We start from the raw sequence: 20,811 nt of genomic DNA, 5'->3' as shown, positions 1-20,811 counted from the left end.
GCCGGCAAGCTGACGCTCGACAGTGAGATCGGCATTTCCGAGAACGCCTGGCGCAAGGGCGGGGGGCCCTCCGGCGGCTCGGCGATGTTCGCGATCCTCAACAGCCGGATCAAGCTCTCCGATATCCTGCAGGGCATCATCGTCCAGTCGGGAAACGATGCTTCGATCGCGCTGGCCGAGGCCATCGCCGGCGACGAGCCGACCTTCGGGCGGATCATGACGGAGCGGGTGAGGGGGCTCGGCCTGACGAAATCCGTCTTCCGCAACGCGACCGGCATGCCCGATCCGCAGCAGCGGGTGACCGCGCGCGAGCTCGCCCTGCTCGCCGGCCACATCATCAAGACCTATCCCGAGCTCTACAGGATCTTCGGCCAGCGCGAGTTCACCTGGAACAAGATCCGCCAGCAGAACCGTAACCCGCTGCTGACGATGGATATCGGCGCGGACGGGCTCAAGACCGGCAATATCGACGAATCCGGCTTCGGCCTCGTTGGCTCCGCCGTGCAGAACGGCCAGCGGCTCGTGATGGTCGTGAACGGCCTCAAGACGGCGCGCGACCGGGCGACGGAAGCGCGCAAGCTGCTGGAATGGGGCTTTCGCGCCTTCGAGAAGCGCCAGCTCTTCGCAGCCGGCGAGACGGTGGGCGAGGCCAGCGTCTATGGCGGCGAGAAAGGCCGCGTCGCGCTCAGGAGCAAGGGCACTGTGAGCCTGCTGCTGCCGCGCGGCAGCACCGAGCGCCTCGCGGCTCGGATCGTCTATCGCGGCCCGCTGGCCGTGCCCGTTCAGGAGGGTGCGGAGGTGGCGCGGCTCGTGGTGACGCGCGGCGACATCAAGACGCTGGACATTCCGCTCTATGCGGCCGAGAGCGTGCAGGCCGGGACCTTGCAGAGCCGGGCGCTAGATGCGCTGTTCGAAGCCACAACAGGCTGGGTTCGCAAGGCGCTGAGCCGGAGCTGAACAGGCCGAGATGGGCAAGGGACATTTCATCACGCTCGAAGGCGGGGAGGGCGCCGGCAAGTCGACGCTGGCGCGCGCGCTCAGCGAACGGCTCGATGCGGCCGGCCTCAGGGCACGGACGACGCGGGAGCCCGGCGGCTCGCCCAAGGCGGAGGCGATCCGCGAGATGATCCTGGCGGGGCAGGCGCGCGACTACGGTCCCTTCGCCGAGGCGCTGATGTTCTCGGCCGCCCGGATCGACCATATCGACAGCCTGATCCGCCCGGCGCTCACGCGCGGCGAATGGGTGATCTGCGACCGCTTCATCGATTCGACGCGGGTCTATCAGGGCGTGCTCGGCCAGCTCGACAAGGCCCTGCTCGCCGAACTGGAGGCTGTGACCATCTCGGGCCTGATGCCTGACCTGACGCTGATCCTCGATCTCGACCCCGAAATCGGCCTGGCTCGCGCTGCCAAGCGCCGGCGGCCGGACGAGGCGATCGACCGTTTCGAGGGCGAGACGCTGGCCTTCCACCGCAATCTGCGCCAAGCCTATCGCGATATCGCGAGCGCCGAACCGCAACGCTGCGCCGTGCTCGACGCGACGCTGCCTCCCGAGGCGCTCGCCGAGGCGGCGTGGCATATCCTGCGCGAGCGCCTGCCCCTAGATCATCGCGCGTCCTACCGGACGCGATAACGATGATCTATCACATTGTTATCGCATCGGATTTATCCGAAAAGTGGAAGCCACTTTTCGGTCCGATGCTATAGACCCGGACACCTGATGCTAGCGACCAGCGACGAACCCGACCGGCTACCGAATGCGCCGCATCCGCGCGAGACGCTGAGCCTGATCGGCCATGCGGCGCGGGAACGGACCTTCCTCGACGCGCTGGCATCCGGCCGCATGCATCATGCCTGGCTGCTCGGCGGGCCGGAAGGCATCGGCAAGGCAAGCTTCGCCTATCGCGCGGCGCGCTTCCTGCTCGCTGCGGGCGATCCGCAGGAAAGGGCGGCCCGCAACGCCGATCTCGCCATGCCGGAGAACGATCCGGCGACGCGACGGGTGATGGCGCGATCGCACCCGGACCTGCATGTGCTGCGCCGGATTCCGAAGCCGGACGGCAAGAGCTACACCAGCAACATCCCGGTCGATTCCATCCGGCGCGTAATCGACCGCTTCGGATCGAGCGCGGCCGAGGGCGGCTGGCGGGTCTGCATCGTCGACTCGGCCGAGGACATGGAGCGCTCGGCCGCCAACGCCTTGCTCAAGCTGCTCGAGGAGCCGCCGCCGCGGGCGCTCTTCCTGATCGTCGCCCATGCGCCGGGGCGGATGCTGCCGACGATCCGCTCGCGCTGCCGGCTCCTGACCTTCGATTCGCTCGCCGAAGCCGATGTCGCGGAGGCCGGCCGGCTGGCGCTGGAGCGCATGGAGATGCCTTTCGACGCCTCGGCCCTGCGCCGGGCCGCGAGCCTGTCCGAGGGCTCGGTGCGCTGCGCGCTGACCTATGTCGATCCCGAGACGCTGGCGCTGGTCGAGGCGGTGAGGGCGCGGCTCGATGCCCTGCCGCAGGTCGACCTGACCGCCCTGATGGCGCTGGCCGAGGATGTCGCCGGCAAGGCGGGCGAGCGCGATTTCGCAGTGATGATCGAGACCGTGCAGGGCTGGATCTCCGACCACCTCCACGCGCATGCTGCGGCGCAACCGGCGCGCCTTGCACCGCTGGCGGAGGTATGGGAAAAGCTTGGACAGCAGGCGCGCGAGGTCGAGACCTATAATCTCGACCGCCGCCCGCTCGTGATGACCCTGTTTCATGATCTGTCGTCTGCGGTGTCCCGCTCGCGCGCAGCGTGAAGCGAAGCTTTCGGACAGACGATGGCCACGGCCCCGAAATTCTATCTGACGACCGCGATCCATTACACCAACGGCCCGCCGCATATCGGCCACGCCTATGAGATGGTGGCGTCGGACGCGATCGCGCGCTTCAAGCGGCTCGATGGCTACGACGTCTTCGCCATGACCGGCACCGACGAGCACGGCCAGAAGGTGCAGCGCACGGCGGCGCAGAACGGTCTCTCGCCGAAGGAGTTCGTCGACAAGATCGCGGCCCGCTTCGAGGAGATGGAACAGCGCCTCGGCTGCTCCTTCGACCGCTTCATCCGCACCACCGATGCCGACCACAAGGTTTCGACCGACGAGCTGTGGCGGCGGATGGAGGCCAATGGCGACATCTATCTCGCCAAGTATTCCGGCTGGTACTCGGTGCGCGACGAGGCCTTCTACGGCGAGGAGGAGACGACCCTCCAGCCCGACGGAACGCGCCTGGGCGGGCAGGGCACTCCCGTCGAATGGGTCGAGGAGGAGAGCTATTTCTTCCGCCTCAAATCCTATCAGGACCGCCTCCTGAAGCTCTACGAGGACGTGCCGGACTTCATCTCGCCAGAGACGCGCAAGAACGAGGTCGTCTCCTTCGTGAAAGGCGGGCTCGAGGACCTCTCGATCAGCCGCACGACCTTCGACTGGGGCCTGCCCGTGCCGGGCGACCCAAAGCACGTCATGTATGTCTGGGTCGACGCGCTCAACAACTATGTCACCGGGACGGGTTTCCCCGATCCGGAAAGCCCGCGCGCGCATTACTGGCCGGCCGACGTGCATATCATCGGCAAGGACATCGTGCGCTTCCACGCGGTCTACTGGCCGGCCTTCCTGATGTCGGCGGGGCTGCCGCTGCCGAAGCGCGTCTTCGGCCACGGCTTCCTGCTGAACAAGGGTACGAAGATGTCGAAATCGCTCGGCAACGTGGTCGATCCGTTCGACCTCGCCGAGACCTATGGCGTCGACCAATTGCGCTATTTCTTCCTGCGCGAGGTCTCCTTCGGCCAGGACGGCAATTACAGCCACGACGCCATCGTCGGGCGCATCAATGCCGACCTCGCCAATGATCTCGGCAATCTCGCGCAGCGCTCGCTGTCGATGATCGCCAAGAACTGCGAGGGCAGGGTGCCGCCGCGCGGGACGCTGAACGAGGCCGACGAAGTCATGCTCGCGATGGCCGACGCGGCACTCGCCAAGGCGCGCGAGGCGATGAAGGATTTCGCCCTTCACACCGTGCTGGCCGATCTCTGGGCTCTCATCGCCGAGGCGAACCGCTATTTCGCCAATAACGAGCCCTGGCGCCTGACCAAGACCGATCCGGCGCGCCGCGACACCGTGCTCTATGTCACGATCGAGGTGTTGCGCGAGGTTGCGATCCTGGTGCAGCCGGTGATGCCGGTGGCCGCGGGCAAGCTGCTCGACCTGCTGGGCGTCGCGCCCGAGGCCCGCAGCTTCGCGGCGCTCGGTGCGGAACATCGTCTCGTCAGCGGCTCAAGCTTGCCGGCGCCGAGCGCGATCTTCCCGCGCTATGTCGAGCCCGAGGACGACAAGGCGGCCTGATGCTGATCGATACGCATTGCCATCTCGACTTCCCGGATTTCGCCGAGGAGCTGCCGGCCTATGTCGCGCGGGCGGAGGAAGCCGGCGTCGGCCGGATGGTGACGATCTCGACGCGGGTCGCGCGCTACGCCGATTATGCCGCGCTGGCGGAGCGCTTCCCCTCGGTCTGGTTCTCGGTCGGCACGCATCCGCACCAGGCGCATGAGGAGCTAGACGTCACGGCCGAGCGCCTCGTGGAGCTATCGCGCCATCCGCGCTGCGTCGCCATCGGCGAGGCCGGGCTCGACTATCACTACGACTCCAGTCCGCGCGCCGCTCAGGCCCAGGGGTTGCGCACGCATATCGCCGCGGCGCGGATCACGCAGTTGCCGCTCGTCATCCATTCGCGCGAGGCCGATGACGACATGATCGCGATCCTGCGCGAGGAGATGGGGAAGGGCGCCTTCCCTGCCATCCTGCACTGCTTCACGGCCGGCGAAGCGCTGGCGATGACCGGCGTCGAGCTCGGGCTCTACGTCTCGTTCTCGGGCATCCTGACCTTCAAGACCTCCGAGAACCTGCGCCGGATCGCCCGGATGGTCCCGCGCGAGCGCCTGCTGGTCGAGACGGATGCGCCCTATCTCGCCCCGGTTCCGTTCAGAGGCAAGCGTAACCAGCCGGCCTATGTCGTTGAGACGGCGAAGGTTCTCGGCGAAACGATCGGCGTCTCCTTCGACGAGGTCGCGAAGATCACGACGGAGAATGCGCGGCGCTGCTACTGGAAGATGGACCACGCCGCGCCGGTCGCGCAGGTGGCCTGACCCAACGCTATGACGCTCACCGTCACCATCCTCGGCTGTGGTTCTTCCGGCGGCGTGCCGCGGCCGGGCTCGGGCTGGGGCGCTTGCGATCCGAACGAGCCGAAGAACCGGCGGCGGCGCTGCTCGATCCTGGTCGAGCGCATCGGTCCCGACGGCATGACGCGGGTCCTGGTCGATACCTCGCCGGACCTGCGCGAGCAGTTGCTTTCAGCCGAAGTGCCGGCGCTCGACGGCGTTCTCCTGACCCATGACCATGCCGACCATACCCACGGCATCGACGACCTGCGCGCGCTCGTCCTGCATATGCAGCGCCGCATCCGGGTCCATGCCGACAAGGTGACGCAAGCCTCGCTGCGCTCGCGCTTCGGCTATCTCTTCGAGACGCCGCCCGGCAGCTATTATCCGCCGATCATCGATCTCGACGAAATCAGCGCCGGCCGGCCGCATACGATCGACGGCACTGGGGGGCCGATCACGGCCTTGCCGTTCCGGGTCGAGCACGGACCGAACTACGAGGCGCTTGGCTTCCGCTTCGGCGATCTCGGCTATCTGCCGGATGTCAGCCTGATCCCGCCGACCGCGATGGAGGCCATGGCCGATCTCGACGTGCTGATCCTCGACTGCCTGCGCGAGACGCCGCATCCCAGCCATTTCCATCTGGCGCAGTCGCTGGAGGCGATCGCGCGTTTGAAGCCGCGCCGCGCGATCGTGACCAATCTCCATGTCGATCTGGATTATGCCAGCCTGAGCAGGCGCTTGCATGGGATTGCCGAAGTGGCGTTCGACGGCATGACGATCTCTGTCCCGGCCTGAAACGCTGACTTGCCAGGCCAGGTGTGGATCAGGATAAGTTCCATAATATACCTTATGCGAATGGCGCTTGGGCGGATTTCGGCTCTTTTCCTTCGCTCCTTGTCGAGTAGCCCAAAAGTCCCCGTGTCGCCTGCGGCCTGATCGATCAGCCGCCGCCGCACAACGCCCAAATCTGTTTTGACGATGCGTGCGGCTGTGCCGGTAGCCGGCATTGGGGCACGTTTCGAAAGCGGACATTCACCGAAAGGGCTATGCCCATCTTCTCCGCGGCGGCATCAGCCGATTGCCTGACTGGCGAGCGTGATTCGACGCGGGCCGGCCGACGCTAGCGGCTTGAACGGTGCTCGTCCGAGTCCCATCGAGGTGGCGCTGTCGTAGATCTGCATGCCGCTCCCGACCAGGAAGTTCGTGAAGACGGTGTTGCTGGCCGGCGTGTCGGCGCGCAGGAAGCTTCCAGCGTGGGTCTCGACATGAGCCCGCGAGACGGCGATCGCATCATCCTCGCTGGCCGCGATGACGGGGCCGATGACATGCCCACGGCCGAAGGGCCGGCACAGGGAAAAGGCGACGATCTCGTCGTTCCGAACGAGCACCTGCCCGCGCGAGACGGGCAGCAGCGCCTGATAGGCGATGGAGCGGTCATGGCCGGTCGCGGCAAGGTCGAGCCGCAGCAGGCTTTCGTGGTCGCTGGCTGCGGCTGGACGAACCAGCCCCTCCACCTTGGCCGAAAGCGCGGCCTCTGGCGTCGCCTCTCCCTGGCACCGCAGAATCTTCTGTTCGTAGCCGTATCCGAGCGAACGATAGAGCCGCTTTGCCTCCCGCGTGGCGTTGAGACCGAAGACGGCGCCCTTGTTCAGCTCGTGCGCTTTCTCCATGAGCCAGCTCCCCGCGCCCTGCTCCTGCAGGCGCGGCAGCGTTATCAGCATGCAGATGAGGGCAAAATCGGCGCCGTAGCGCAGCCACATCACGGTTCCGACCACCCGCCCGATCTCGTCGACGGCTGCAAGTCCCTGCCCCAGCTCGAGCAGCATCTGCCAGTCGCTGTCGCGATGGGGCCATCCCACCGAGACGGAAAGAGCATGCAGCAGCTTGGGATCCACCTGCTTGATGTCGCGCAAGGTGAGCTCGAACGTATCGATATGCAGTCGAGCGATCGTCTCCAAAGCGTAGCCTCCGCCGCGTCCGCGGTTCTGCCCGGCTATGGACTCCGGCCGGTTTACCGATCGGTTGTAAACCAATCCCGCAACAGGAAGCACCGTTCTTCCGGCGCATTTCGGCAGGGAAGTGCGTCGGAAGGTGACGAAACGGACCGACCACCGGCGCACAGCCCTTATTCTGTCGTCAGCGCATCTGGAACCGGAGCTGTCCGTGACGTCGGAAGAGATACTGAAGGCGTTGATCCAAATTCCGTCCGTCGTGGGGCAGCCCAACGCCGCCATCGCGGGCTGGATCGCGCAGTATCTCGGTAATCTCGGCATCGAAGCGCAGCTCCTCCCGGGCCCGGAGGGCGACAGGGCCAACCTTTTCGCCACGATCGGTCCGCGCGACATCCCCGGCCTCGTCCTGTCCGGCCATATGGACGTCGTCCCGGCACAGGAACCGCAATGGCGCGCCGACCCGTTCCGGCTGCGCACGGAGGGCGACAAGCTGTTCGGCCGCGGCACGAGCGACATGAAGGGCTTTCTCGCCGCGGCGCTCGCGATCGTTCCGTCGCTCATTGCGTTGAAGCCCGCCCGGCCGATCCATCTTGCCTTCTCCTATGACGAAGAGGCGGGCTGCCGCGGCGTTCCTCATCTCCTCGCCGCGCTGCCTTCGCTATGCGCCCTCCCCGCGGCGGCCGTGATCGGCGAGCCGAGCGGGTTGCGCCCGATCCTCGCGCACAAGGGCAAGGCGGCCGCGCGCGTGGAGGTCCAAGGCCGCTCGGGCCATTCTTCCCGCCCCGATCTCGGTCTCAACGCAATCCACGCGATGGGGCGCGTGATCGCGGCTGCGGGCGAGGCTGCCTCGAAGCTGAGCGATGGCCCGCTCGATCCCGTCTTCGAGCCCCCCTGCTCCACCCTCCAGATCGGCAAGATCCGCGGCGGCGAGGCGCTGAACATCATCCCGGAAAGCTGCATCGTCGAGATCGAGGCGCGCGCCATCGCCGGCGCTTCGCCGGCAGCCTTGCTCGAACCGGTGCGCGAAGCGCTCGAAGGCTTGCGAGCCGAGGGCTTCGGAACCAACTGGCAGCCGATCGCCGGCTATCCCGCCCTGTCGCTTCCCGCCGATGCGCCGATCGCCCGATTGATGGCCCGGATCACCGGCGAAGCACCGCTCGCGGCGGTAAGCTACGGTACGGAGGCCGGGCTCTACCAGGCGGCGGGGATCGACGCGATCATCTGCGGCCCCGGCGACATCGCCCGCGCCCACAAGCCGGACGAATACGTCACGCGCGCAGAGCTCGTGGCCTGCGTCGATATGCTGGAACGGCTCTGCGCACAATTCGCGCAGGAAACGCCCTGATCTCCCGATTTCACGGAGCTCGCCTTGACCTTCCTTTTCAATTCGACCGACGAGCGGGCGCGGGTATTCGCGGCGCGCTTTGCCGAGGAGTTGCCCGATATCCGCTTCATCAGAAGCAGCGAGTCCTACGACCCCGCGGAGATCCGCTACCTCATCACCTGGACCGCGCCGGAGAACCTCCAGCGCTACGTCAATCTGGAGATCCTGTTCTCGATCGGGGCCGGCATCGACCAGATGAACACGGATGGCTTGCCGCCCAAGGTTCTCGTCGTCCGCATGGTCGAGGAAGGCATCACCCGGATGATGCAGGAATACGTCACGCTCGGCGTGCTCGCCCTGCACCGGCAATGGCCGCTCTACCTCGCCCAGCAGAGAGCCGCGCACTGGGAGCCCTACGATCTCGTATCCGCCCCGGACAGGCGGATCGGCATATTGGGCCTGGGCATGATGGGATCGGCGGTGATCGAGCGCCTGCAACCCTTCGGCTTCCCGATTTCGGGCTGGAGCCGCACGCCGCGAACGATCGACGGGATTCGCTGCCTGCATGGAGAGGCGGGCCTGTCGACCCTGCTCGCCGAGGCCGACATCCTGGTCTGCCTGCTGCCGCTGACCCCGGAGACATCGGGCATTCTGAACGCCGAGCTTTTCGCGCAGATGCCGGCCGGCGCCGGCCTCGTGCATGTCGGCCGCGGCCAGCATCTCGACCACGCCGCCCTGCTCGATGCCCTCGACAGCGGCCAGCTCTCGGCCGCCGTCCTCGATGTCACCGAACCCGAGCCGCTGCGGGCGGATCATCGCTTGTGGAGCCATCCCAAGGTGATCCTGACGCCGCATATCGCCAGCAAGGTCGAGGCCGCGCCCGCGGCCAAGGCCGTCATCGAGAACCTCCGCCGTCACCGCTCCGGCCTGCCGCCGATCGGCCTCGTCGATCGCAGCCGCGGCTACTGAAACCCTTCAACCCCGAACGAAAGGCTTCCCCATGTCCCTCCTCGTCAAGCTCGACCTCGCGCCCACCAGCGAGCCCAAGCATTCGAAGGCGGCCCCGGACCGCCTGATCTCCGGCGATCCTTCGTTCAAGACCTGGGCGCAGGACGAGTCCCGAGACGGCACGGGGAAAGTCCGTACCGGCGTCTGGGAGGCGACGCCGGGCGAGAACCACTCGATCAAGGGCGAGATGATGGAGTTCTGCTACATCCTCTCGGGGGTCATCGAGCTGACCGAGCAAGGCCAGGAGCCGCGGACCTTCCGGGCCGGCGACAGCTTCGTGATGAAGCCGGGCTTCGTCGGCGTCTGGAAGACGATCGAGACCGTTCGCAAGATCTACGTGATCGCCGGCTGACCTCAGCACGCCGAATAATCGGCCGCCCGGGAGCCTGCAAACAGGATTTCCGGTCGGTCGAGCGGCCCTCACAGGCGCAAACTTCGGGCCGGGCGGGGCTAAGCTCGGGCGACCATCACCCGGAGACGCGCCCTTGTCGCTGAGTTTCGATCCCGCTTCGGTCACGCTCCCCCGCGGCCATTTCATCGCCGGCGAATGGGTCGACGCCAGGGACGGCATCGACCTGCATCGCCCTTCCGATGCGGTCGCCTTCGCCGCCTGCCCCGTCGCCGATGCGGAGCTCGTCGACCGCGCCGTCGCCGCCGCGAAAGCCGCGCTGGCGCAAAGCGGCTGGGGGCGCCTGGCGCCGCGCGAGCGGGCCCGCGCGCTCCACCGCTGGGCCGACCTCATCGAAGCGGAAGCGGAAACGCTGGCGCGGCTGGAAGCGATCGCCTCGACCCGGCCGATCTCCGAGCTCATGGCCGGCGATGTCCCCGTCACCGCCGAGCAGATCCGCTTCTTCGCCGAATTCGCCGACAAGGAAGGCGGCGCGCTCGTGCCGACAGGCGCCAACAGCTTCGGCATGATCGCGACCGAGCCCTATGGCGTCGTCGGCGCCATCACGCCCTGGAACTTCCCGATCAACATGGCCGGCTGGAAGCTCGGCCCCGCGCTCGCGGCCGGCAATGCCGTGGTGCTCAAGCCGTCGGAGATGACGCCGTTCGCGACGCTCTACCTGGCGCAGCTATCGGTGCGGGCCGGGCTGCCGGCGGGCCTGATCAATATCGTGCTCGGCGATGGCCGCACGACCGGCACCGCGATCACCGGGCATCCCGATATCGCCAAGGTGAGCTTCACCGGCTCGACCGCCGCCGGCGCCACGATCATGGAGAACATCGCCCGCACCGGCATCAAGCCGATGACGCTGGAGCTCGGCGGCAAAAGCCCGCAGCTCGTCTTCGCCGATGCCGATCTGCCGCAGGCAGCCGCCGCCATCGCCCGCAGCATCCTCGGCAATGCCGGGCAGGCCTGCGTCGCGGGCTCGCGCCTGATCGTGGCGGAAAGCGTCGCGGAGGAATTGGTCGGGCTCATCATCGCGCGCATGCGCACGGTCCGGCCGGGCCCGACCTGGGACGCGGCAAGCGCCTATTCGCCGATCATCTCGGAGCGGCAGATCGGCCGCATGGAAAGCATCGTGGATGCGGCGGTCGCGCGCGGCGCCACCTGCCGGCTCGGCGGCGAGCGCTTCGATCACGCGGGCTATTTCTATGCGCCGACCGTGCTGGAAGGGGTCGATGCCACCTCGCCCGCGGTGACCGAGGAAATCTTCGGGCCGGTCCTGACCGTCCAGACCTTCCGCGAGGAAGAGGAAGGGCTCGGGCTCGCCGATCATCCGACTTACGGGCTCTGCGCCGGCCTCTACACGCGCGACCTCTCGCGCGCGCTGCGCGCCGTCAACCGCCTGCAGGCCGGTACGGTCTGGGTCAATCGCTACGGCCGCTCGCGCGACCATATCCTGCCGACGGGAGGCTACAAGCAGTCCGGCCTCGGCAAGGACCTGGGACGCGAGGCCTATCTGGCGAACCGCAAATCGAAAAGCGTCCTGATCGCCCTTTGAGGAGGCTCCCTGTGACATCCTACAAGATCGCGCTGATCCCCGGCGACGGCATCGGTGCAGCCGTCACGGAGGCCGCCTGGGAGGTGCTCGGCCGCGCCGCGCATGGCGCCGGTTTCAAGCTCGAAGGCACGACGTTTCCTTGGTCCTGCGACTTCTACGAGAAGACCGGCGCGATGATGCCGGCAGACGGCATCGAGACGCTGCGCGGCTACGACGCGATCCTGCTCGGCGCGGTCGGCTGGCCGAAGCGCGTGCCGGATTCGGTCTCGCTGCATGGGCTCCTGCTGCCGATCCGCAAGGCCTTCGTGCAATACGCCAACATCCGCCCGCACCGCCTGCTGCCGGGCGTCGAGGGGCCATTGCGCGCGAGCGCCTTCGACATCCTCTGCATCCGCGAGAATACCGAGGGCGAATATGCCGGCGCCGGCGGGCGCGTCCATAACGGCACGGCCGACGAGGTCGCGGTCGAGACCTCGATCTTCACGCGCAAGGGCGTCGAGCGCATCCTGCGCTTCGGCTTCGAGCAGGCACGCAAGCGCCGCGGCAAGCTCGCCTCTGTGACCAAGTCCAACGCCCAGAAATACTCGATGGTGTTCTGGGACGAGATCACCGCGAAGCTCGCGGCCGACTATCCCGATGTCGAGGTCACGAACTACCATATCGACGCCATGGCCGCGCGCATGGTGATGGCGCCCGAAAGCCTCGACGTTGTGGTCGCGTCCAACCTCTTCGGCGACATCCTCACCGATCTCGGCGCTGCCATCCAGGGCGGGCTCGGCTTCGCCGCTTCCGCCAACATTAATCCCGAGCGCGATGCGCCCTCGATGTTCGAGCCGGTGCACGGCTCGGCGCCCGATATCGCCCATCTCGGGATCGCCAATCCGATCGCTGCGATCTGGTCGGGCGCGATGATGCTCGAACATCTCGGCGAGGCCGAGGCTGCAAAGGCCGTGATGACAGCGATCGAAGCCGCCACGGCCCGCGGCATCGGCATCGAGCCGGGCAAGCACAAGACCCAGGACATCACCGCCGCCGTGCTTTCGGCACTCGGCTGACGGAGACCGCATTCATGGCCATCGAAGCTCTTCGCGACCCAGCCCTGCTGCGCCAGGCCTGCCTCATCGGCGGCGACTGGCGGGCCGCCGCCTCCGGCCGCACGCTCGACGTGATCGATCCGGCGACGCAAGCCGCCATCGGCTCCGTGCCGGATGCCGACGGCACGGACACGCGCGCCGCGATCGAGGCCGCAGCCGCCGCCTTCGGCGCCTGGCGTGCCAAACCGAATGCCGAGCGCGCCGCGCTGCTGGAAGCCTGGCACGCGCTCATGCTGGAGCATGTCGAGGACCTCGCGCTCATCCTGACGCACGAACAAGGGAAGCCGCTGGCGGAGGCGCGCGGCGAAATCCGCTACGGGGCCTCCTTCGTCAAATGGTTCGCCGAGGAAGCGCGGCGGATCGACGGCACGACGATCCCCGCCCCGACCGCCGACCGGCGCATCATCGTGATGAAGGAGCCGGTTGGGGTTTGCGGCATCGTCACGCCCTGGAATTTCCCGAACGCCATGATCACCCGCAAGGTCGCGCCGGCGCTCGCCGCCGGCTGCACCGTGGTGATCAAGCCGTCCGAGCTGACGCCGTTCTCGGCGCTGGCGCTCGGCGTCCTCGCCGAACGGGCCGGCATCCCGGCCGGCGTCATCAACATCGTCACCGGAATGCCGACCGCGATCGGGGCCGAGCTCACCGGCAACCCGGCCGTTCGCAAGATCTCCTTTACGGGCTCGACACGGGTGGGAGCGCTGCTGATGCGCCAGGCGGCCGACGGCATCAAGCGGCTCAGCCTCGAGCTCGGCGGCAACGCCCCCTTCATCGTCTTCGACGACGCCGATATCGATCTGGCGATCGAAGGGGTGCTCGTCTCCAAGTTCCGCAACGGCGGCCAGACCTGCGTCTGTGCCAACCGCATCCTGGTCCAGAGCGGCATCTACGATCGCTTCGCCGACAAGCTGGCGGCCCGCGTCGCGGCTATGAAGGTCGGCCCCGGCACGGATGCAGGCGTCGATATCGGGCCGATGATCAACCGCGCCTCGATCGAGAAGATCGAGCGCCATGTCGACGACGCCCTGTCCAAGGGCGCCCGGCGCCTCGCCGCCGCGGCCGACATGCCGAAAGGCGCGCAATACGCGACGCCCCTCGTCCTCGGCGATGCGACCATCGAGATGCAGCTTGCCGGCGAGGAGACCTTCGGCCCGGTCGCGCCCCTGTTCCGCTTCGGCAGCGAAGAGGAGGCGATCCGCATCGCCAACGGCACGCTCTTCGGGCTCGCCGCCTATTTCTTCACGCAGGACATGCGGCGCTCCTGGCGCGTCGGCGAGGCGCTCGAATTCGGGATGGTCGGCCTCAACACCGGCGCCATTTCGATGGAGGTCGCGCCCTTCGGCGGCGTGAAGCAATCCGGCCTCGGCCGTGAAGGCTCGCGTCTCGGCATAGAGGAATATCTCGAGGTCAAGGCCTTCCATATCGGCGGGCTCTGACGGGCAAAGGGCATGCCACAGGAGTTCTACGCCTACGCATCCATGTCGGCTGAACAGAGCCAATCAAAGCAAGGGGAACTACCGTGAAAACCATCGCCTCCACACTACTGGCACTCGCTTTGTCAGCGGCCATCGCCCCGGCCGAGGCACAAACCACGACGCTCGCTTCGGTCAAGAACCGCGGCGACCTGATTTGCGGCGTCAGCCCGGGCCTCGCCGGTTTCGGGATTCCCGATGCGAAGGGCGATTGGACCGGTCTCGACGTCGACCTGTGCCGCGCGATCTCGGCCGCGATCTTCAACGATCCGAGAAAGGTCAAGTTCACGCCGCTATCCTCGAAGGACCGCTTCACCGCCCTCCAGAGCGGCGAGGTCGATCTGCTCTCCCGCACCTCGACCTGGACGATGTCGCGCGACACGACGCTCGGCCTGACCTTCGCCGGCGTGAACTATTACGACGGGCAGGCCTTCCTCGTGCAGAAGAAGCTCGGCATCGACACTGCCCGCAAGCTCGACGGAGCCTCGATCTGCCTGCAGCAGGGCACGACGACCGAACTCAACGTCGCCGACTATTTCCGCAAGAACAAGATCAAGTACGAGCCGGTCACCTTCGACAAGGGCGACGAGGCGATCAAGGCATTCGAATCCGGCCGCTGCGACGCGCTGACCGACGATTCCTCGGCGCTCTACGCACTGAAGCTGAAGCTGGTGAATCCTGCGGAGGCCGTCGTCCTGCCCGAGCTGATCTCGAAGGAACCGCTCGGCCCGGTCGTGCGCAGCAGCGACCTGCAATGGTTCAACCTCGTCAAGTGGACGCATGACGCGATGCTGAACGCTGAGGAACTGGGCGTCACCAAGGCGAATGTCGACGAGATGCTGAAATCGGACAACCCCGAGATCCGCCGCCTGCTCGGCGTCGAGGGCAAATTCGGCGAGGGCGTCGGCCTGACCAGCGACTGGGTCTACCGCATCGTCAAGCATGTCGGGAATTACGGCGAGGCGTTCGAGCGTAACGTCGGCCAGGGCTCCGAGCTCAAGATCGCCCGTGGCAAGAACGCGCTCTGGACGGAAGGCGGCCTGCAATACGCCCCGCCAATCCGCTGAAGGGCGCGGGGCGGCGCCTTCAAAATTCGCGAAGCTTGCGAAGGTCGGATCGACCTTCGTAGCAAAGAGCAAAAACGGCACGCCCGGGTCGGGTCCGGGCGTGCCGTTCCTCATTTTCGAGATGACCGCGATCCTTCGAACATCGACGCCAAACGGCTCATGCCGGCTGATGCTCCGCGACCTATCGCGAAGCCATCCTTTGCCGGCGAACCTCTGCGCTCACTGAATGCGGTCGAGCGCCTTGTAGTAGAGGCCGACGAGCGGCAGAAACCAGGGCTTGCCGAAATGGCCGGGCACCGCCGGCCAGGTGAGGCCCTCGAGCGGATTGCGATTGGGGCGGCCGAGGATGGCATCGGCCATGATGATGCCGAGATGCGTCGACATCTGCGCGCCATGGCCGGAATAACCCATCGCGTACCAGACGCCGTCCTCGTAGCCGGCGCGGGGATAGCGGTCCTTGGTCATGTCGACCAGCCCGCCCCAGCAATAGTCGATCTCGACATTCCTGAGCTGCGGGAAGATGCCGGCAAGGCTCGCACGCAGAATGGCGCCGCTCTTCGCGTCGGAGGTCTGGTCCGACGTGGCGGAGAAACGCGCCCGCCCCCCGAAGATCAGCCGGTTGTCCGGCGCGAGGCGGAAATAGTTGCCGATATTGAGCGACGTTACGGCCGTGCGGTTGCCCGGCATGGTCGCCGCGACCTCGGCCTCGCTCAGGGGGCGCGTCGCGATCAGGAACGAGCCGACCGCGATGATCCGGCGCCGGAACCAGGAAAACGGCCCGGAGGTATAGGCCCCAGTCGCCACCAGCACGTCCTTCGCCGAGACGCTTCCGCGCGGCGTCTGCAGGACATGCCGCGCGCCTTCCTGCCGCCGCTCGGTGACGGGCGCGTGCTCATGGATCACCGCGCCGTGCCGGGCGGCGGCAGTGGCCATGCCTGTCACGAAGCGGCCCATATGCATCATGGCGCTCTTCTTCGAGAGCATCGCGCCATGGAACGCGTCGGAGCCGACCTCGCCTGCAAGCTCCGCCCGGCTCAGCATGGCCGTGTCGGGATCGGCCTCGCGATGCAGCACCTCGAAATTACGGGCGAGCGAGGCGACATGCTCCGGCTTGGAGGCGAGCTTGAGCTTGCCGGCGCGCCGGAAGGAGCAGTCGATCCCCTCCTCGGCGACGATCCGCTCGATCGTATCGACGGAATCGTCGAAGGCCTTGTAGAGGGCCACCGCGCGCTCGCTGCCCAGCGCCGCCTTGGCGGCGATGAAGCTGTGAGCCAATCCGTTGTTGAGATGGCCGCCATTGCGGCCCGAGGCTCCGTAGCCGACGCTTTCCGCCTCCAGCACCACGACTCGGGCGCCCGCCATGGCAAGCTGGCGCGCCGCGGCAAGGCCGGTGAAGCCGCCACCGACGACGGCTACGTCGTAGGAGCCCTCGACCGGCCCCTTGGCGGCGCCGGTGAAGCTGTCGGCCGTGTCATGCCAATAGGATTTGAACTGCATCGGCCGGGGCCTCAGAGCCCGAACACGCCGGGCAGGCCACCGATGTCCTTGATCTCGGTATAGCCATAATAAGGGTTCGCCGGCTCGTGCCCGCGATTGACCCAGACCTTGTTCTTGATCCCGAGATCATGCGCGGTCATGAGGTCGTAGCGGAAAGAGGACGAGACGTGGCAGACGTCTCCCGGCCCGCAGCCCAGCATGTCGAACATATATTCGAAACCCTTCATGCGCGGCTTGTAGGACCGGGCCTGCTCGGCCGTGTAGACGGCATGGAAGGGCGCGCCGAGCCGGGCGACGTTGTGCGGAATCTGGTCGTTATCCGCATTGGACAGGATGACGAGCGGGATTTCCTTCGCCACCTTAGCAAGCCCCTCCGGCACGTCCGGATGCGGCCCCCAGCTCGGCACCTGCTCGTAGATCCAGCGCGCATCCTCGGGGCGGAAGGCGACGCCGTTGCGTTTGCAGGTACGTTCCAACGCATTGTGGACGACCTCGGCGTAAGGCTTCCAGTCGCCGAGAACCTCGTCGAGCCGATAGGCCGAGAAATCCGTAATGAAGGTCCGCATCGCCGGCTCGCTCAACTTTTCGCCGTAAAGCGCGCGTGCGGCCTTATCCATCGCGAAATAGATCAGCGTGCCGTGGCAGTCGAAGGTCACGAATTTGGGCTTGAAGACGGTCATCCGCGGAAATCCCCTGTGGCGAAACGGTTGTGTCCGTTGGCAAGGATCATAGCCCCAGCCGGAACGGCGCGAGCACCGCATTGCCCACGGCGGGAAGCACAAACTGCCGTCCGCCCATGGGGCCATGGCAGAGAGTTTCGCCTGCATCGCGGTGGAGGCGGACCTTGCCTGCCGATCGTCGGGGCCTTGCGGCCCGCCGTGGCATTCCATGCGGTCCCCGCGCATTCCCACGGTCGAAGATATCGCGCCGGGCCGTTCCTCAGGAGCAACTGCGCCGGCGCAACGCCTATCCATAAGGCAGAGGATTCGAAGCTGAGCATCATGGACCAGGAAACGATCGATCTCGTCGCCTTCGACGAACGCCATCTCGACGGCGCCGTTCTGCTCTCGCGCGAGGCGGGCTGGCCCCATCGGCGCGAGGATTGGGCGATGCTCCTGGCCCTCAGCCACGGCTTCGTCGCGCTCCAGGGCGATGCCGTGGTCGGTACGGCGATGCTGACGCCGTTCGGGGACGATTGCGCGACCGTCAACACGGTGATCGTCGCAGCCAATATGCGCGGACGGGGCCTCGGCCGGAAGCTGATGGGCGCTGTCCTGCAAGCCTGCGGCCAGCGGGAATGCCGTCTCACCGCCACCGCCGACGGCCTGCCTCTCTATGAGAAGCTTGGGTTCACCGCCACCCACGAGATTCGCCAGCACCAGGGCATCCCCGCGCCGCGGCTGGCCGATGCGGAGAACGACGCCACGGGGCTGGAGTGGGCCGGTCCGGAGACCTTCCCAGCGGTCGCCGCGCTCGACCTGGAGGCGCAGGGAACGGATCGCCGCCCTCTGCTCAGGCTCCTGGCAAAGGCCGGGCGGATGGTCCTGCTGCGCGAAGCCGGTCGGATCGTCGGCTATGCCGCGCTGCGCCCGTTCGGCCGCGGCGAGGTGATCGGCCCCGTCGTCGCGCATACGCTGGAACAGGCGCAGAGCCTCATGAGCTTCCTGATCGCCAGCCGTCCGGGCGCCTTCCTGCGCGTCGACACCGCCGAGTGGCCTGAGCTTTCGCCATGGCTTTCCGCGCGCGGCCTCGTGGGCGTCGGCGGCGGCATCGTCATGGACCGCAACGCGACTGGCCGGCAGCCGCCCGGTCCCGCCAAAACCTTCGCCCTCGCCAGTCAAGCGCTCGGATAGTCTGGAGAACCGCCATGTTGAGCAATTCCCTGATCGAACTCGATCGCGAACATTGGATTCATCCGGTCGCATCCTATCGCGGCCATGAAAAGGCCGGTGTACGCGTGCTGCGCTCGGCGAAGGGCGCGACCATCACCGACGCGTCCGGCAAGCAGCTCATCGACGGCTTCGCCGGGCTGTGGTGCGTGAATGCCGGCTACGGCCATGAGAGCATCGTCGAGGCAGCCGCGAACCAGATGCGCGAGCTGGCCTATGCGACGGGCTATTTCGGCCTCGGCTCCGAACCCGCGATCCGGCTGGCGGCCGAACTCGCCGAGCGTTCGCCGGGCGATCTCAACCGCGTCTATTTCACACTCGGCGGTTCCGACGCGGTCGACAGCACGATCCGCTTCATCCGCTATTACCAGCAGGCCCGCGGCAAGCCGCAGAAGGATCAGTTCATCTCGATCGAGCAGGGCTATCACGGCTCCTCGACCGTCGGCGCCGGCCTCACCGCCCTGCCCGCGTTCCACGCCGGTTTCGGCGTGCCCTATGATTGGCAGCACAAGATTCCGTCGCATTATACCTACCGCAACCCGGCTGGTTCCGCGCCGGACGCCGTCATCGCCGCCTCGTTGGCAGCGCTCAAGGCCAAGGTCGAGGCCGTGGGCGGCGCGGACCGCGTCGCGGCCTTCTATTGCGAGCCGATCCAGGGCTCCGGCGGCGTGCTCGTTCCGCCGTCGGGCTGGGTCAAGGCAATGCGCGAGCTCTGCCGCGAGCTCGACATCCTCTTCGTCGCCGACGAGGTCATCACCGGCTTCGGGCGCACCGGCCCGCTCTTCGCCTGCGAGGACGAGGATATCGTCCCCGACCTGATGACCGTCGCGAAGGGGTTGACCTCGGGCTATGTGCCGATGGGCGCCGTGCTGATGTCGCAGAAGGTCTACGACGTCATCGCGGACGGCTCCGGCGCGGCGGCGGTCGGCCACGGATACACCTACTCCGCCCATCCGGTCAGCGCTGCTGTCGGCCTCGAGGTGTTGCGTCTCTATGAGAACGGCCTGCTCGACAATGGCCGCAAGGCCGGAGCGCGCCTGATGGCGGGGCTGGAAAGCCTCGGCGACCACCCGCTGGTCGGCGAAGTGCGCGGCCGCGGCATGCTGGCCGCCGTCGAGCTGGTGACCGACAAGGCGAAGAAGACGCCGCTTCCTGCCGCTGCCGTCCCGGCCCAGCGCGTCTTCGACCGCGCCTGGAACAACGGCCTCGTCATCCGCGCCTTCGGCAACGGCGTGCTCGGCTATGCCCCGCCGCTATGCTGCACCGATGCCGAGATCGACGCGATCGTCGAGCGGACCCGCGCGACGCTCGACGAGACGCTGGCCGATCCGGATGTAAGCGCCGCGATGGCCTGACATTCGCAGGACCTGCGGGGATCGAGCGGAGGTGAAGGGTGGCCCCGCCTCCACTCTTCACAGCCGGGATTCCGCGAAGGCTGCGAATACGGAATTTTGTGCCGCCGGGTTTTGGACATTCAGCGTATCCGGCGACCATGGCGTGGGAAACTCGCATATGGCCGACGGAGATCGGCCGGGGAACACAGTACGACCGTCGCGACCAGCGACCGAATGATCCGAAAGCGACGCGACCGCGCTCGCTGACGATTGCCCGCACGCAACAGGCGGGAGAAGCGGAGAGGCGATGGCTAAGAGTTTCGGCGACTTCCGCTACATGACGTTCGACGTCGTCGGCACGCTGATCGATTTCGAGGGCGGCCTTGTCGGCAGCCTGGCAGATATCGCCCGCGAAACCGGCGTGCCCTTCGATGGCGAGGAAGCGCTCAGCCTCTACCGGGCGGCCCGCTACATGCCCGACGTCCAGCATTTCCCGGATGATCTCGCCCGCGTCTACGGCGTCATCGCGCCGAAGCTCGGCCTGCCGCCGGGCGAGAGCCACGGCCAGCGCCTGCGCGATGCCGTCAAGGACTGGCGCCCCTTCCCCGACAGTGTCGACGCGCTTGCCCGCCTGTCGAAGCGCTACAAGCTGATCGCCATGACCAACGCCCAGCGCTGGGCCTTCACGCATTTCTCCCGCGCGCTCGGCAACCCGTTCTATGCCGGCTTCACCGTCGACGACACCGGCACGGAAAAGCCGAATCCCGCCTTCTTCGAGCAGGTTTTCGCCTTCGTCGAGAAGGATGGCGGCTCGCGCGAGCAGATCCTGCATGTCGCGCAGAGCCAGTACCATGACATCGGAATCTCCCGGACGCTTGGCCTGACCAATTGCTGGATCCAGCGGCGCCACGCCCAGCCCGGCTATGGCGGCACGATCGAGCCCGAGCGTTTCACCAAGCCCGACTTCCACTTCACCTCGATGGGCGCGCTCGCCGACGCCGTGGAGGCCAGCCTGGTGGCTTGAACGAACCCGAA

Annotated in this window: 19 protein-coding genes; 16 read left to right on the top strand and 3 right to left on the bottom strand. The window is 67.0% G+C overall.

Annotated elements, in window-relative coordinates:
- The 6 genes from JHD80_RS09275 to JHD80_RS09250 form a co-directional block, all read left to right on the top strand.
- Positions 1-957, top strand: a 957-nt coding sequence (locus JHD80_RS09275; protein WP_199086324.1) for a D-alanyl-D-alanine carboxypeptidase family protein, incomplete at its 5' end; no start/stop codon positions are given.
- Between the two features lie 10 nt (positions 958-967).
- Complete coding sequence (gene tmk / locus JHD80_RS09270; RefSeq protein WP_199086322.1) at positions 968-1,633, top strand: dTMP kinase; 666 nt, start codon at positions 968-970, stop codon at positions 1,631-1,633.
- A gap of 87 nt (positions 1,634-1,720) precedes the next feature.
- Complete coding sequence (locus JHD80_RS09265) at positions 1,721-2,791, top strand: DNA polymerase III subunit delta' (protein ID WP_199086320.1); 1,071 nt, start codon at positions 1,721-1,723, stop codon at positions 2,789-2,791.
- Positions 2,792-2,812: 21 nt separating this feature from the next.
- The gene (gene metG / locus JHD80_RS09260; protein WP_199086318.1) at positions 2,813-4,372 is read left to right on the top strand and encodes a methionine--tRNA ligase; all 1,560 of its coding nucleotides are present in this window, start codon (positions 2,813-2,815) and stop codon (positions 4,370-4,372) included.
- A complete protein-coding gene (locus JHD80_RS09255; protein WP_199086316.1) occupies positions 4,372-5,172 on the top strand; it encodes a TatD family hydrolase in 801 nt (266 codons plus the stop codon). Before metG ends, JHD80_RS09255 begins: the two co-directional genes overlap by 1 nt.
- Positions 5,173-5,181: 9 nt before the next feature.
- Positions 5,182-5,985: an MBL fold metallo-hydrolase gene (locus JHD80_RS09250; RefSeq protein WP_199086314.1), complete on the top strand. Its 804-nt coding sequence runs from the start codon at positions 5,182-5,184 to the stop codon at positions 5,983-5,985.
- Positions 5,986-6,260: 275 nt separating this feature from the next.
- On the opposite strand, the gene JHD80_RS09245 is transcribed toward JHD80_RS09250, so the two are convergent.
- Positions 6,261-7,241 (bottom strand): GNAT family N-acetyltransferase, encoded by a 981-nt coding sequence (locus JHD80_RS09245; protein WP_349237239.1) that lies wholly within the window; start codon positions 7,239-7,241, stop codon positions 6,261-6,263.
- 112 nt (positions 7,242-7,353) lie between these two features.
- Between JHD80_RS09245 and argE the strand changes: the two genes are divergently transcribed.
- The 7 genes from argE (at position 7,354) to JHD80_RS09210 (ending at position 15,056) form a co-directional block, all read left to right on the top strand.
- A complete protein-coding gene (gene argE, locus JHD80_RS09240) occupies positions 7,354-8,487 on the top strand; it encodes an acetylornithine deacetylase (protein WP_199086312.1) in 1,134 nt (377 codons plus the stop codon).
- Between the two features lie 24 nt (positions 8,488-8,511).
- Positions 8,512-9,435: a 2-hydroxyacid dehydrogenase gene (locus JHD80_RS09235; RefSeq protein ID WP_199086310.1), complete on the top strand. Its 924-nt coding sequence runs from the start codon at positions 8,512-8,514 to the stop codon at positions 9,433-9,435.
- Between the two features lie 31 nt (positions 9,436-9,466).
- Positions 9,467-9,826 (top strand): cupin domain-containing protein, encoded by a 360-nt coding sequence (locus JHD80_RS09230; protein WP_199086307.1) that lies wholly within the window; start codon positions 9,467-9,469, stop codon positions 9,824-9,826.
- Positions 9,827-9,959: 133 nt separating this feature from the next.
- Entirely contained in the window at positions 9,960-11,423 is a 1,464-nt protein-coding gene (locus JHD80_RS09225) for an aldehyde dehydrogenase family protein (RefSeq protein ID WP_199086306.1), read from the top strand.
- Between the two features lie 11 nt (positions 11,424-11,434).
- Entirely contained in the window at positions 11,435-12,478 is a 1,044-nt protein-coding gene (locus tag JHD80_RS09220; protein WP_199086304.1) for a tartrate dehydrogenase, read from the top strand.
- A 14-nt stretch (positions 12,479-12,492) separates the two neighbouring features.
- The gene (locus tag JHD80_RS09215; RefSeq protein WP_210339843.1) at positions 12,493-13,953 is read left to right on the top strand and encodes an NAD-dependent succinate-semialdehyde dehydrogenase; all 1,461 of its coding nucleotides are present in this window, start codon (positions 12,493-12,495) and stop codon (positions 13,951-13,953) included.
- 92 nt (positions 13,954-14,045) lie between these two features.
- Positions 14,046-15,056: an amino acid ABC transporter substrate-binding protein gene (locus JHD80_RS09210; protein WP_465246508.1), complete on the top strand. Its 1,011-nt coding sequence runs from the start codon at positions 14,046-14,048 to the stop codon at positions 15,054-15,056.
- Between the two features lie 219 nt (positions 15,057-15,275).
- On the opposite strand, the gene JHD80_RS09205 is transcribed toward JHD80_RS09210, so the two are convergent.
- Both JHD80_RS09205 and JHD80_RS09200 read right to left on the bottom strand, forming a co-directional pair.
- Complete coding sequence (locus tag JHD80_RS09205; protein ID WP_199086300.1) at positions 15,276-16,553, bottom strand: NAD(P)/FAD-dependent oxidoreductase; 1,278 nt, start codon at positions 16,551-16,553, stop codon at positions 15,276-15,278.
- A gap of 11 nt (positions 16,554-16,564) precedes the next feature.
- Positions 16,565-17,233 carry a haloacid dehalogenase type II gene (locus JHD80_RS09200; protein ID WP_199086298.1) on the bottom strand — a complete coding sequence of 223 codons (669 nt, stop codon included), beginning with the start codon at positions 17,231-17,233 and terminating at the stop codon, positions 16,565-16,567.
- 321 nt (positions 17,234-17,554) lie between these two features.
- Between JHD80_RS09200 and JHD80_RS09195 the strand changes: the two genes are divergently transcribed.
- The 3 genes from JHD80_RS09195 to JHD80_RS09185 all read left to right on the top strand — a co-directional run bounded on the left by JHD80_RS09195 (position 17,555) and on the right by JHD80_RS09185 (position 20,800).
- On the top strand, positions 17,555-18,406 hold the full coding sequence (locus tag JHD80_RS09195) for a GNAT family N-acetyltransferase (RefSeq protein WP_199086296.1): 852 nt from the start codon (positions 17,555-17,557) through the stop codon (positions 18,404-18,406).
- Positions 18,407-18,420: 14 nt separating this feature from the next.
- Complete coding sequence (locus JHD80_RS09190; protein ID WP_199086294.1) at positions 18,421-19,797, top strand: aspartate aminotransferase family protein; 1,377 nt, start codon at positions 18,421-18,423, stop codon at positions 19,795-19,797.
- 286 nt (positions 19,798-20,083) lie between these two features.
- Positions 20,084-20,800 (top strand): HAD-IA family hydrolase, encoded by a 717-nt coding sequence (locus JHD80_RS09185; protein WP_199086292.1) that lies wholly within the window; start codon positions 20,084-20,086, stop codon positions 20,798-20,800.
- Positions 20,801-20,811: the final 11 nt, after the last annotated feature.

The sequence above is a fragment of the Allobosea sp. ASV33 genome, from assembly GCF_016428755.1.
Classification (GTDB): Bacteria; Pseudomonadota; Alphaproteobacteria; order Rhizobiales; family Beijerinckiaceae; genus Allobosea.
This window is presented reverse-complemented; position numbering and strand designations above follow the sequence as displayed.